The 13522-nt window shown below is 69.1% G+C and carries 12 protein-coding genes; 5 read left to right on the plus strand and 7 right to left on the minus strand.

Features of this window, described 5'->3' with window-relative positions; genetic code table 11:
• Nucleotides 1–4 precede the first annotated feature (4 nt).
• The 7 genes from K309_RS0122225 to K309_RS0122255 all read right to left on the minus strand — a co-directional run bounded on the left by K309_RS0122225 (nucleotide 5) and on the right by K309_RS0122255 (nucleotide 6358).
• Nucleotides 5–802, minus strand: coding sequence for a crotonase/enoyl-CoA hydratase family protein (locus K309_RS0122225; protein ID WP_029048472.1), 798 nt, complete (start codon nucleotides 800–802; stop codon nucleotides 5–7).
• Between the two features lie 66 nt (nucleotides 803–868).
• On the minus strand, nucleotides 869–1837 hold the full coding sequence (locus K309_RS0122230; protein ID WP_029048473.1) for a PDR/VanB family oxidoreductase: 969 nt from the start codon (nucleotides 1835–1837) through the stop codon (nucleotides 869–871).
• Nucleotides 1838–1890: 53 nt separating this feature from the next.
• Complete coding sequence (locus tag K309_RS0122235) at nucleotides 1891–2886, minus strand: tripartite tricarboxylate transporter substrate-binding protein (RefSeq protein ID WP_029048474.1); 996 nt, start codon at nucleotides 2884–2886, stop codon at nucleotides 1891–1893.
• Between the two features lie 50 nt (nucleotides 2887–2936).
• Entirely contained in the window at nucleotides 2937–4175 is a 1239-nt protein-coding gene (locus K309_RS0122240; RefSeq protein ID WP_029048475.1) for a Rieske 2Fe-2S domain-containing protein, read from the minus strand.
• 1 nt (nucleotide 4176) lies between these two features.
• On the minus strand, nucleotides 4177–5181 hold the full coding sequence (locus K309_RS0122245) for an amidohydrolase family protein (RefSeq protein ID WP_029048476.1): 1005 nt from the start codon (nucleotides 5179–5181) through the stop codon (nucleotides 4177–4179).
• A 5-nt stretch (nucleotides 5182–5186) separates the two neighbouring features.
• On the minus strand, nucleotides 5187–5588 hold the full coding sequence (locus tag K309_RS0122250; RefSeq protein ID WP_029048477.1) for a RidA family protein: 402 nt from the start codon (nucleotides 5586–5588) through the stop codon (nucleotides 5187–5189).
• 11 nt (nucleotides 5589–5599) lie between these two features.
• Nucleotides 5600–6358 (minus strand): GntR family transcriptional regulator, encoded by a 759-nt coding sequence (locus K309_RS0122255; protein WP_084402498.1) that lies wholly within the window; start codon nucleotides 6356–6358, stop codon nucleotides 5600–5602.
• A 470-nt stretch (nucleotides 6359–6828) separates the two neighbouring features.
• Between K309_RS0122255 and K309_RS0122265 the strand changes: the two genes are divergently transcribed.
• From K309_RS0122265 to K309_RS0122285, 5 genes are read left to right on the plus strand one after another with little or no spacing between them, the layout of a single operon-like run.
• Nucleotides 6829–8955 carry an acetate--CoA ligase family protein gene (locus K309_RS0122265; RefSeq protein WP_029048479.1) on the plus strand — a complete coding sequence of 709 codons (2127 nt, stop codon included), beginning with the start codon at nucleotides 6829–6831 and terminating at the stop codon, nucleotides 8953–8955.
• Between the two features lie 10 nt (nucleotides 8956–8965).
• Nucleotides 8966–10171: an acyl-CoA dehydrogenase family protein gene (locus K309_RS0122270; protein ID WP_029048480.1), complete on the plus strand. Its 1206-nt coding sequence runs from the start codon at nucleotides 8966–8968 to the stop codon at nucleotides 10169–10171.
• A 14-nt stretch (nucleotides 10172–10185) separates the two neighbouring features.
• Nucleotides 10186–11313 (plus strand): acyl-CoA dehydrogenase family protein, encoded by a 1128-nt coding sequence (locus tag K309_RS0122275; protein ID WP_029048481.1) that lies wholly within the window; start codon nucleotides 10186–10188, stop codon nucleotides 11311–11313.
• Nucleotides 11314–11355: 42 nt separating this feature from the next.
• Entirely contained in the window at nucleotides 11356–12336 is a 981-nt protein-coding gene (locus tag K309_RS0122280; RefSeq protein ID WP_029048482.1) for a Bug family tripartite tricarboxylate transporter substrate binding protein, read from the plus strand.
• A gap of 19 nt (nucleotides 12337–12355) precedes the next feature.
• Nucleotides 12356–13519, plus strand: coding sequence for a thiolase family protein (locus tag K309_RS0122285; RefSeq protein ID WP_029048483.1), 1164 nt, complete (start codon nucleotides 12356–12358; stop codon nucleotides 13517–13519).
• The last annotated feature ends 3 nt before the right edge of the window (nucleotides 13520–13522 follow it).

Raw genomic sequence — 13522 nt, forward strand, 5'->3', positions numbered from 1 at the left:
GGCCTTAGTCCTGTTTGCCTGCCGGGGAGACCAGCGGCTGGGCGCGTCCTTCGACGAATTCGCGCAGCCGCTCGGCGGTTTCGGGGGAACGTTCCATGTTCGAGTTCAGGTACTCCATGAACAGGCCGTCGTCATGCGACAGGTCGTTGATGCGCGGCAGCACATTGGTGATGCGCCAGTTGGTGTCGGGCGTATTGCGGGCGATCTTCGCGGCCAGCTCGCGGGCCTTGTCCAGCGCCTGCCCGGCCGGCACGACGTAGCGCACGATATGCTCGCGCTCGCCCTCGGCTGCCGACAGCAGGCGGCCGGTCAGCATCATGTCGGCCATCACGGTGTAGCCCACCACACGCTGCACGCGCACCGTGCCGCCGCCGCCGACAAAGATGCCGCGCTGGCCTTCGGGCAGGCCGAAGAAGGCGGATTCGTCCGCCACGCGCACATGCGCCGCGGTGGCCAGTTCCAGTCCGCCGCCGACCACCGCGCCGTGCAGCGCGGCGACGAAGGGGATGGGACCGCGCGCGATGATGTCGAACACGGTGTGCCAGGAATGCCGCTGGCGCTTGCGTGGCCGCGGCGCGGCGCCTGCAGCGCGCGCCAGCGCTTCCTTCAGGTCCAGGCCCGCGCAGAAGTTGCTGCCATGGCCGAACAGCACGCCGACGCTGGCTTCTTCGCCGGCGCGCACCACGGCGTCGCGCAGCGCCCACACCACGTCTTCGTTGATGGCGTTGCGCTTGTCCGGGCGGTTCAGGCCGATCAGCGCGACCGGTCCGTCGAGTTCATAGGTAACCAGTTCAGTGCTCATGATGGGGTTTCCAGTTGGCAGGAGCGGATATCGCTCGTTCGTTCATTCGATCGGTGGGTGGGGCAGTCACAGGTCCAGCACGAGCTTGCGGCTCCTGGCGCCGGAGCAGCAGATCATCATGCGTTGGTTCGTGGCCTTGTCCGCTTCGCTGAGCACCAGGTCGCGATGGTCCGGCACGCCGTCGAGCACGCGCACCTCGCAGGTGCCGCAGATGCCTTCCTGGCACGAATACGGCGGCTCGATCCCCTGGCCGAGCAGGCAGTCCAGGATGGTCTGGCCCGCCTGCACTTCGACGCTGCGGCCGCTGCGGGCCAGCTCGACGGTGAAGCCGCCCTCGGTGGCGGCGCTCTCGCGCGCCGCGAAATACTCGCGGTGGACCTGCCCGGGGGGCAGGCCGGCAGTGGCCTGCTCGAACGCCTCCAGCATCGGCAGCGGGCCGCAGCAGTAGACGTGGGCGCTGGCCGGCAGCGCGCGGACGATGCCGGCGATGTCCAGCATGCGTCCGCCGGGCTCGCGGTCGAAGCACAGCTGGACTTCGGCGCTGGCTTCATCGCGCAGCGCCTGCACAGCGTCGAGGAAGCCGGCATTGCGGCGCGTGCGTGCCGCGTAGTGCAGCTGCCAGTGCCGGCCGAGCGCCTGCAGGCGGCGGATCATGCCGAGGATCGGCGTAATGCCGATGCCGCCCGCGATAAACACGCTCAGCGCGGCCGACTCATCGAGCGGGAAGTTGTTGCGTGGCGCGCTGATCGCCAGCGTGTCGCCCGGGCGCAGCACCTCGTGCAGGTAGCGCGAGCCGCCGCGGCTGTCCGGATCCTTGTTTACGCCGATCACGTAGCGGTGCCGCTCGTGCGGCGCGTTGAGCAGCGAGTAGTTGCGGATCAGGCCGTTGGGCAGGTGCACGTCGATATGGGAGCCGGCCGAGAACGGCGGCAGCGTCTTGCGCGGCGGCTCGGGCCACAACTCGTAGCTGAGAATGCCGTCGGCCTCCCAGGCCATGGACTTGACCCTGACCTGCAGTGTTTCGGAAATGCTCATGGTGCTTCCTTCGGTTCTTGCTGTCGGGCGGGGTTCTTCCTGCCGGGGCGTTGTCATTCCGGGCGGAAGCCGGACGACCTGATGATGGGTTCCCACGCCGCCAGCTCTGCGCGCTGGCGGCGGGCCATGTCCGCGGCGTCGAGGAAGTCGGGCACGACCGACAGGCGCTGCATCAGGAAGGTCCCGGTCTCGGGTGCGGACAGGATCTTGCGCAGGGCCTGCTGCATGCGCTCGAGTTCGGCCGGCGGCGTGCGGGCGGGTGCCCACATCGCGGTCCAGCCTTCGGCGAACGGCATGTTCACGCCTTGCTCGGCCATGGTCGGGATCTCGGGGGCCAGCGGCGAGCGTTTGGGACTGAAGATGCCGATCACGCGGACCTTGCCGCTGCGGTGGTACTTCATCATGTCGTCCAGCAGCGTGACGGCCGCCGGCACATGGCCGCCCACCAGGTCGGTGATCATCGGCGGGGTGCCCTTGTAGGGCGCCGCGGTCAGCGCGATACCGGCCGCCCGCGCGAACTGCATGCCGAGGAAATGGTTCTGCCCGCCCAGTCCGGGCGTGCCGAAGGTGGCTTCCGCCGGATGGCTTTTGGCCCAGCGGATGAACTCCTGCGCGTTCTTGCCGGTATCCGGGCGCACGGCCATGCCCAGCGGGTACGACACCAGCCCGGCCACCGGCGCGAAGTCGCGCCACAGGTCCCATTTGAGCTGCTTGCCGAACACCAGGGTCTGGAAGGTCGGCGTCGCGTTGGGGGCGATCATATAGGTCAGGCCATCGGGTTTGGCCGCCATCAGCACATCGGCCGCGATGCGGCCGCCCACGCCGACATGGCTTTCGATGATGACCGGCTGGTCCAGCAGTGCGGGCAGCCGGTCGGCGAAGTAGCGGGCGATCGCGTCGGTGCCGCCGCCGGGCGGCAGCCCGAGCAGGATGCGGATCACCGGTTTGCCCTGCATGCCGGCGTACGCCGCGGGGGCGGCCGGGGCGGCCGGGGCGGCGATGGCGGCACAGGCCGCCAGCAACAGCCGGCGTCGGCGCATGCTTGTCATGCTTGTCTCCGTTTCTCTTTGTCGTAGTGCTTGTCGTAGGCGTGTGCGTTTCAGCGCGCCTGGGTCAGCACGCGCCAGTCGGTGCCGGCGGGCAGCACCCCGCCGACCGATACCGCTTGCGTGTAGTCGAGCTCGGGGTTGTCCGCCAGCGTGGGGGTCTTGCCGGCCATGAACTCGCGCACCGACTTCAGCAGCGCCTGGCGCACGCGCAGCACGGCGCCGTCGGCCGAGCACAGCTGTTCGGTGGTCCGGTCGGCGATCGGGCCCTGCCCCAGGAACATGGCGAAGTCTTCGGTCCCCAGGTGCTGCGGAAAACCGGTGGCGTGGCCGCGGCGCATCAGGTCGCGGTTCTGGCCCCAGTTGTTGTCGGGGCCGCCCGGCGGCAGCGGCGGGAAGTTCCACACGTCCGGCGTGGCCGACATCACCGTCATGCCCAGCGGCCGGTGCGGGTTGAAATGGACGAACCAGGCGCGGTGCGTGACGTCGTCGACCGGCGTCGAGAAGAACACCGTGCCGGGGCCCTTGGCGTCGGGGGCGCAAATGATGCCGTACCACGGCATCACGAAATTGTTGACGCGGGCATAGACCTTGTCGTCGGCCAGGGGGCGGATGGCAGCGTAACGGTAGCCGTAGGGCCGGTCTTCGAACTCCAGCCGTGGCGCCAGGGCCTGCGTCATGTGCAGGCGCTCGTTGCCGGAGCCGGCGGTGATCTGCGTGGTGGACTCGTGCAGCACGCCGACGTGCGAGGAATCCATCGAGGCTTCCACGCCCTGCACCCAGTTGGTCGGCACTTCCTGGCTGGTGACCGAGCGCTGGTCTTCCGGCAGGCTGGTGAAAGGCAGGTCGGGGAACTTCGGTGCTTGCTCGCCCTTGCCCAGCCACACCCAGACGATGCCGCCGCGCTCCTCCACCGCATAGCGGTTGACGCGCACATGCTTGCAGAACTGCGCCTGCTCGCCGGTGTGGTTGGGCGCCTCCACCACCTCGCCGCGGGTGTTGAGCTTCCAGCCGTGGAAGATGCAGCGCAGGCCGTTGTCTTCGTTGCGGCCCATCAGCAGCGAGGTCTTGCGGTGCGGGCACAGTTCGTCGACCACGCCCACGCTGCCGTCGGTCGCGCGGAAGGCCGCGTAGTTGCTGCCCAGCAGGCGCACGCGCACCGGCGCGCCGTCCGCCACCAGCCTGGCCGACGGCACCGCCGGCCGCCAGTAGTGCTGGCGGATCATTTCGCCCATCGGCGCGCCGCCTTCGACGCGGGTGAGCAGGTCGTTGTCTTCGCGGGTCATTGCCATGTCAGCACTCCTCGTCCTTGCGGAAGGCGCGCGAGTAGAGACGGGTGCAGTTGCACTCGAAGATGTTGCGGCGCTGTTCCTCGGTCAGCCAGTCGATGCTTTCGATCACCGGCTTCATGTCGTCGAAATCGCGGCCCGAGACCGGGTCGCGCGCGCTGCCCGTGCCGGGCTTCTCGGTGCCGAACAGCACGTTGTCGGTGCCGGCCACCTTGAGCAGCAGCTCGATTGCCTCGCGCGAGTAGTTGCAGGTGTCGAAGTACAGGTGCCTGAGCTGGTCGTCGAAGCTGGTGGCTTCGCCCTTGCGCACGTTCCACGCGCGGAAGCGGCCCATCTGGTAGGGAATCGCGCCGCCGCCGTGCGCCACCACGATCTTCAGGTCCGGGTACTTGTCGAACACCTTGGCGCCCAGCAGCGAGACGATGGCGATGCTTTCCTCGTTGATGAACTTCAGCGTGTACGACTCGCGCGCGCTGCAGCTGCCCGCGGAGTGGATCAGGCCCGGCACGTCCAGGCGCGTCATGGCGTCGTAGAGCGGATACCAGAACGGGTCACCCAGCCCAGGCGGGGTCGGGCCTTCGCCTTCGGTGGGATCCGGATTGATCAGGCAGCCGACAAAGCCCAGTTCCTTGACGCAGCGTTCCAGCTCGGGCACCGCGCGCAGCGCCGGCGATTCATCCATGTACTGGGGCAGGCCCGCCACGCCACGGAAGCGGTCGGGGAACAACTCGACAAAGCGCGCGATCAGGTCGTTGCAATGGCGCGACCACAGTTCCGTGACGCGGCCGGGCTTGACCGAGTGCATCTGCAGGTAGGGGCGCGGGGAAATGAACTGCACGTCGGTGCCGACGTTGTCCATGCTGCGCACCAGTTCCTCGGCCACCTTGCGCACCGATTCATCTGGGATGCGCGGCGTGGTCGAGGGATTGGCGCGGCCGCCGACCAGTTCCGCCATGTAGCGGAAGCTCTCGGGGGGCATGACGATGTGGGCGTGGGAATCGATGATCATGGGTTTCAGCCTTGGGTATCGCTGGCCACCACGGCCAGGCATTCGAGTTGCAGCAACATGCCGTGCTGGAGGTCGTGCACGACGATGTGCCGCGCGGGGCGATCGCGCGGGTCCGGGAAGCGGCGCAGCCATTCGCCGTTGATGGCATCGCGCACGCTGTCGTCCTTCACGTACACGGTGAGCTTGAGCACATCGCCAAGCGAGGCACCGCCGGCATCGAGCACGCACTGCAGGTTGTGGAAGGCGAGCGCGGCCTGCGCGGTGGCATCAGGCGGCAGCTCGCCGCTGCGTGCGTCCTTGCCGGCGATCGCCGACGTGCAGATCAGGTTGCCAACGCGCGCGCCGACCGGGATCGGAGCCTTGTGCGCGAGGCCGGGAACATCGAGTGAGCGGAGCGGACGGGTCATGGAGTCCTCTGTCAGGAGATTTCGGCGCCGTGGTCGCCGTCGAAGAAATGGCGGGGAACGGTGGCCAGGAATTCGGAAAAGCCGGTGGTGCCGGCCGGCACGTGCAGCAGCATGGCCTTGCCGGCCTGTGCCTCGTCGCCGGCCTGGATGGCGCGGGCGATCTGCTGGTGGTCGTGCAGCGACCTGGCGATCTGCGCCGGGCTGATGAAGTCGCGCGTGCGATAGCGCTGCAGGCGCCGGCGCGCGTGGCGGATGTGGTCGGCCAGGTAGTCATTGCGGCTGCCGGCATAGATGGCCTCGTGGAACACCACGTTGGCGGCCGCGTATCCGGCGGCGTCGCCGCTGTCGGCGGCCGCCTGGCAGCAGCGCAGGCCTTCGTCGAGGGCCGCCTGCACGGTTCCGTCGATGCGCCGCGCGGCCAGCCTGGCGCTCAGCGATTCCAGTTCTCCCACGTATTCGAGCATCGCCCGCACCTTGGCGATCGACATCCGCGCCACCGTGGCGCCCTGGCGCGGCGACATGCATACCAGCTCGCGCGCGGCCAGTTGCTGCAGCGCCTCGCGCACCGGCGTGCGCGACACGCCGAAGCGGTCGGCCAGTGCGCGCTCGTCCAGCAGCGCGCCCGGCGGCAGCACACCCTTCTCGATTTCGTCCTCGAGCGTGGCCCGGATGTCGTTGGCCAGGCCGGCACGCGCCGGCGCATCAGCGGCGGCGGTGCCATGGCCTGCCGCCGGGGCGGGCAAGTGTGGGTGGAGTGCGTGCGAAGTCATTGGTGTTTCTGCCGGTCGGCGCAAAGCAAGTCTCGTTGCGAAAAAATATACAACACATGATTTGTGGTATGCAAATAAAGATTTCAGGCATTCTGCTTCGGTGGGCCCGATACGCCGCTGGCAACGCCCTGGCGCCATGCCCGCCGGCGGGCGCCCGCGCCGCCTCCACCACCTGCCGTGGCGGCGCGGCATCGCCGCCAATGCCTTTGCTGGCGCGGAAAAGGCGTCCTAATCTGTTGCTGCGGGAGAGGCCCGGCGTGCTGTGTCTTCGGCGCCGCGCCGTCCGCGGGCCGGCAATCTTCGCCTAGGGAAAACACCAACCAAAGAATGCCAAGAATTTTATGTGGTGTGTTGAAATTGGTATTCTGGTATGCCAGAATGAACTCAACGAACCTGATTCACGAACCAACCACGGCTGCGTGGGGCCTGCACGGCCCGGGCCGCAACATCCAACAGGAAGCTGCAATTCCATGAACAGTCCCACTCCCGTCCCTGCATCCGAGCTGGTGCCGGTGGATCGCATCCTGAAGCCGCGTTCGATCGCCATCGTCGGCGCCTCGGCGGACCCGAGGTCGTTCGGCGGCTTCGTGCTCGATAACCTGGAGCGCTTCGGCTATGCCGGCGCCATCCACCTGGTCAGCCGCAGCAGCACCGAGATCAACGGCCGCGCCTGCGTGAAGACCGTGGATGAACTGCCGGAGGGCATCGACCTGGCCGTGCTGGCCATTCCCGAGGCCGGCGTGCTGGATGCGGTGCGCACGCTGGCCGCCCGCCGTGCCAGCGCGGCGGTGTTGTTTGCCTCGGGCTATGCCGAGACCGGCGACGAAGGCCGCGCGAAGCAGGAGGAGCTGGCTGCCGCCGCGCGTACGGCCGGCGTCGTGCTGCTGGGCCCCAACTGCATGGGCTTCACCAACTTCGAGGCCGGCGTGCCGGTCACCTTCGAGCCGGTGCAGCCGTATCCCTGCGGCGGCCGGCCCGGCATCGGCGTGGTGGCGCAGAGCGGCGCCATGGCGGCCAACCTGCGCGATGCCTTTATCGGCCGCGGGCTGCCGATGACGGCCACGGTATCCACGGGCAACGAGGCGTCGGTCGGCATCGAGGATGTGCTGTCGTATTACATCGCCGATCCGCAGACGCGCGTCATCGCGGTCTACGCCGAGCAGGTGCGCAGGCCGGGCCTGTTCCTGCAACTGGCGCGCGCAGCCCGCGCCGCCGGCAAGCCCGTGGTGATGCTGATGCCGGGCCGCAGCGCCCGGGCGCGCGAGGCGGCGCAGTCGCATACCGGCGCGCTGGCCGGCGACCACGCCACGGCGTCGGTGCTGCTGGCGCGCGAGGCGGTGGTGCTGGTCGACTCGCTCGACGAACTGTTCGACACGGCAGCGATCCTGCTGCGTTTTCCGGTCCCGCCCAGCGGCGGGCCGGCCTTTATGACCGGATCGGGCGCGATGAAGAACATCGCGCTCGACTTCTGCGACGGCCTCGGCCTGGACCTGCCCGCGCTGACCGCGCCGACCACGCAGCGCCTTACCGGGATGCTGCCGGGCTACGCCGTCGCCGAGAATCCACTGGACTACACCACCATCGGCGTACGCCAGCCCGGCCTGATCGGCGACATCCTGCTTACCATGCTGGCCGATCCCAACGTCGGCAGCATCGTGCTGAGCATTCCGGCCGGCCCGCAGGTGGCCCAGCGCGACAAGGCCGAGCACATCGTGCCGGCGCTGGCCCGCGCGGACAAGCCGGCGGTGCTGGTGGTGACCGGCGACAGCGGACCGATCGAACCGTTCTTCGTGGAGGCGATCCGCGCCAGCGGCGTGCCGTTCTTCCGTTCGCCAGACCGCGCGCTGCGCGCGCTGGCGCGGGTGGCCGCCTACGGCGAGGCGCTGCAGCGTGCGGACCGTGCCACGCAGGGTGCGCCACGCGCGCTGCAGCTGCCCGGCCCAGTGCCGCCGTCGGGTGTGTTTGCCGAGTACCAGGGCAAGGCCTGGCTGGCCGGCGCCGGACTGCCGGTGCCGCAGGGTGGCCTCGCCGCCAGCGCCGATGAAGCCGTCGCGGTGGCCGCGCGCATCGGCTATCCGGTGGTGATCAAGGCGCAGGCCAGCGAGCTGCCGCACAAGAGCGACGTCGGCGGCGTGATCGTCGGACTGGCGGACGAGGCGGCCTTGCGTGCCGGCTGGCAGCAGCTGCACGAAAACATCGGCAAGCACCGTCCCGGCCTGCGCCTGGATGGCGTGCTGGTCGAGGCCATGGGCCCGCGCGGGCTCGAGCTGGTGGTCGGCGCGCGGCGCGATGCCGACTGGGGGCCGGTGGTACTGGTGGGCCTGGGCGGGATCTGGATCGAGGCGCTGAAGGACGTGCGCCTGCTGCCGGCCGACCTCGCGGAGGCCGACATCCTGCAGGAACTTGGCCGGCTGAAGGCGGTCGACACCGCGGCCATTGCCAGGGTGGTTGCGCTGATCGGCGAGCAGATGCGGGCCAATCCCGAGATTGCGGAGATCGACATCAATCCGCTGGTGGCCTATCCCGATCGCGTGCTGGCGCTGGATGCGCTGGTCGTCCTGCAGCCGCAGGCGGTCCTCCTGAAGCCGCAGGCATGAGGCAAGCACCATGAGACTGACTTTTTCCCCCGCAGAAGAGGCCTTTCGCCAGGAAGTGCGCGCCTTCGTGAAGGAGCACCTGCCTGCCGGCATCAAGCGCAAGGTCGAACTCGGCCTGCGGCTCGAACATGCCGACTACGTGACCTGGTTCCGCATCCTGGAAGCGCGCGGCTGGCTGACGCCGGGCTGGCCGGTCGAGCACGGCGGCCCGGGCTGGACCCACGTGCAGCGCTATCTCTTCGATGAAGAGACCATGCTCGGCGGCGCGCCGCGCATCATCGCCAGCGGTATCCAGATGCTGGGACCGGTGCTGATTGCCTTCGGCACGCCCGAGCAAAAGGCCAGGTACCTGCCTGACATCCGGCAAAGCAACACCTGGTGGGCGCAGGGGTTTTCCGAGCCGGGCGCCGGTTCGGACCTGGCCGCGGTGCGCACGACCGCCGTGCTGGAGCCCGACGGCAAGCATTTCGTCGTGAACGGTCACAAGGTGTGGACCTCCTACGCGCACTGGTGCTCGATGATGTTCGCGCTGGTGCGCACCGATCCGGATGCCGCCAAGCCGCAGGAGGGCATCTCCTTCCTGCTGATCGACATGAAATCGCCCGGCGTGGATGTGCGCCCGATCCGCATGCTCGAAGGCGGCACCGACCTGAACGAGTGCTACCTGGACAACGTGCGCGTGCCGGTCGGGAACCTGGTCGGCGAGTTGCACAAGGGCTGGTCCTACGGCAAGTACCTGCTCGGCCATGAGCGCACCGGCATCGCCGGCATCGGGTCGTGCAAGCAGCAGCTTGAGCGGGCACGCACGCTGGCCGTGCAGCAGGGACTTGAGCACGACGCGGTGCTGCAAGCGCGCCTCGCGCAGTTCGAGATCGAGCTGCTGGCGCTGGAATTCACCGCGCTGCGCCTGCTGAGCCCGAACCAGCAAAGCCGCGTGCCGGCCGTCGAGGCCTCGATGCTGAAGGTGCGCGGCACCGAATTGCGCCAGGCCATCTATGAGCTGCTGGTGGAGATCGCCGGCCCGCATGCGGTGCCGTTCGACGAAGGCGCGCTGCTGGGCGAGGGCGGTGATGGCGGCGATGGCGCTGACGCAGCCAGTCCGCCGGAGCTCGCCGCGCTGGCGGCCAACTACCTCGATGCGCGCAAGCTGTCGATCTACGGCGGCGTCAATGAAGTGCAGCGCAACCTGATCAGCAAGGCCTTCCTTTCGGCCTGACACCGTACCCGACCATGGATTTTTCTCTTAGCGACGAACACCTGGCGCTGCGCGATGCGGTGCGCCGATTCTGCGACGGCGAGTATCCCGCCCACCGGCGCGGCGAGGCCGAGCCGGCCGGACTGGCCGCCACGCGCTGGGCCGGCATGGCCGATCTGGGCCTGCTCGGGCTGCCGCTGGCCGACGATGTCGGCGGCAGTGCACAGGGCCCCGTGGAGATGATGCTGGTGGCGCAGGAACTCGGCCGCGCGCTTGGTGGCGCGGGCTGGCTCTCCAGCGTGGTGCTGGCCGGCCAGTTGCTGGACGAGTCCGGCAGCCAGGCCCAGCGCCAACGCTGGCTGCCGGCGCTGGCTGCCGGAAAAGCGCGCATGGCGCTGGCATGCAGTGAAGCCGATGCGCGCTACGACCTGTCCCGCGTCGCCACGCTGGCGCGGCGCGATGGCGCGGGCTGGGTGCTGGACGGCACCAAGACCCTGGTGCTGGAGGCCGGCAGCGCGGACGTGTTCCTGGTTGTCGCGCGTACCGCCGGCGATGCCGACGACGATTCCGGCCTCTCGCTCTTTCTGGTCGAGGCGGGCGCGTCCGGCCTTTCGCTGAAGGAATTCAGCACGCTCGACGGGCGCCGCGCCGCGCACCTCACGCTGCGTGGCGTGCGCGTAGCGGCCGATGCCCTGGTGGGAGAGGCCGGCGCCGCGCTGCCGCTGGTCGAAGCCGCCACCGACCGCGCCAGCGCCATGCTGTGCGCGGAGGCGGTGGGCGCGCTGGAGGTGCTGATCGACCTGACCGCCGAACAGCTCAAGACCCGCAAGCAGTTCGGTACCACGCTGGCCAAGTTCCAGGTGCTGCAGCACCGCATCGCCGACATGCTGATCGCGCTGGAGCAGTGCAAGTCGATGGCCTGCGCGGCCGCGGTGGCGGTGCTGGAAGGCGAGCCGGCGCAACGCCGCCGGCTGGTATCCGCGGCCAAGGTGCTGGCCGGCCAGGCTGGCCGCCAGCTCGGGCAATGGGCCATCCAGATGCACGGTGCCATGGGCATGACCGACGAATGCCGCGTGGGGCACTACGCCAAGCGGCTGATGGTGATCAACCAGCTGTTCGGCGACGTCTCGCACCACCTGCGCCGCTTCGGCGGACAAGCATAGCCGCGCGGACCGCGCATCCATAAAGATAAAAGGAGACAACGCATGGCCATTTTCAAGACCCTCAGGACGGTGTGCTGCGCGCTGGCGCTGGGCTTTACGCTGGCGGCCCACGCCCAGGACAAGCAGCCGATCCGGCTGCTGGTTGGCTTTCCGCCGGGCGGCTCCACCGATACCGTTGCCCGCGTGCTGGCCGACAAGCTGCAAGGCGTGCTCGGCCAGGTGGTGATCGTCGACAACAAGCCTGGCGCGGGCGGGCGCATCGCCACCGGCATGCTCAAGCACAGCGCCCCCGATGGACTGACCTACATGGTGGCGCCGAATGCCACCGCGATCTTCCCGACGCTGCTCTATCCGCCGGCAACGCTCAAGTACGACCTGCTGACCGACCTGAGCCCCGTCGCCGTGGTGATTTCCTACCCGCTGGCGCTGGTGGTGAGCAGCCAGACCGGCGTGAGCAACGTCAAGGAATACGTGGCCTGGCTCAAGGCCCACCCCAAGGAGGCCGTGTTCGGCAGCGCCGGCCTTGGCGGCCAGACGCACTTTACCGGGCTGCAGTTCGGCAAGGCAGCCGGCGTGCCGCTCAACGTGGTGCCGTACAAGGGCAACGGGCCGCTGGCGACAGACCTGATCGGCGGCCAGCTCGCCGCCGCGGTGATGACCGCCGGCGACATCCTGCCGCACGCGCGCGGCGGCAAGGTGCGCATCATCGGCGTGTTCAGCGCCAGGCGCTCGCCGCTGCTGCCCGATGTGCCCACGGTGGCCGAGCAGGGCGTCAAGGTGGATTCCGGCGAAGCCTGGACCGGCGTCTGGGCGCCGGCGAAGACGCCCAGGGCCGAACTCGAACGCATGCAGGCAGCGCTCGGCAAGGTGCTGGCCATGCCCGACGTGCGCAGCATGCTGGAAGAAAAGGCGGTGCTGCAGCCGGACTACCGCGACGCCGCGGACCTGGACCGCCTGCAGCGCAAAGAGCTGGCCTACTGGGGCCCCGTCATCAAGGCCAGCGGCTTCAAGCCAGAACAGTGACCCCTCCATCCATCCCGCTATGACTCTGAACGGATCCGCATACATCGTGGGGGCCTACGAGCACCCCACCCGCAAGGCCGACGATCTTTCCGTGGCCCGCCTGCACGCCGACGTCGCCCTCGGGGCGCTGGCCGATGCCGGCCTCTCGGCAAGCGACATCGACGGCTACTTCTGCGCCGGCGACGCACCCGGCCTCGGCACCACCACCATCGTCGAATACCTCGGCCTGCGCCCGCGGCACGTCGATTCCACCGAATGCGGCGGCTCGGCGCCGATCCTGCACGTGGCCCACGCCGCCGAGGCGATTGCCGCGGGCCGCTGCAACGTGGCGCTGATCACGCTGGCCGGGCGTCCCCGCGCGGCGGGCGCGGCGCTCTCGCTCAAGGCGCCGGACCCGGACGCGCCCGAGCTGGCGTTCGAGCTGCCGTTCGGTCCGGCCACGCAGAACCTGTATGGGCTGGTGGCACGGCGCCACATGCACGAGTTCGGCACCACCAGCGAGCAGCTGGCGTGGATCAAGGTCGCCGCCTCGCACCACGCCCAGCACAACCCGCACGCGATGCTGCGCAATGTGGTGACGGTCGAAGACGTGGTGAATTCGCCCATGGTCTCCGATCCTCTGCACCGGCTCGACTGCTGCGTGATGAGCGACGGCGGCGGTGCCCTGATCGTGGCGCGTCCCGAGATTGCCCGGCAGCTCAGGCGCCCGCTGGTCAAGGTGAAGGGCACCGGCGAGGCGCCCAAGCACGCCATGGGCGGCAAGATCGACCTGACCTGGTCCGCGACGGCGTGGTCGGGCCCCGCGGCATTCGCCGAAGCCGGGGTGACGCCAGCCGACATCAAGTACGCGTCGCTCTACGACAGCTTCACCATCACCGTGCTGATGCAGCTGGAAGACCTCGGCTTCTGCAAGAAGGGAGAGGGCGGGAAATTCGTCGCCGACGGCGGCCTGATCTCCGGCGTGGGCAAGCTGCCCTTCAACACCGACGGCGGCGGGCTGTGCAACAACCACCCGGCCAATCGCGGCGGCGTCACCAAGGTGATCGAGGCCGTCCGCCAGCTGCGCGGCGAAGCGCATCCCGCCGTGCAGGTCAAGGACTGCGACCTGGCGCTGGCCAGCGGCATCGGCGGCGCGCTCGCCTCGCGCCATACCGCGGCCACGCTCATCCTGGAAAGGGTTTGAAAC

The sequence above is a fragment of the Cupriavidus phytohabitans genome (assembly GCF_000426345.1).
Classification (GTDB): Bacteria; Pseudomonadota; Gammaproteobacteria; order Burkholderiales; family Burkholderiaceae; genus Cupriavidus.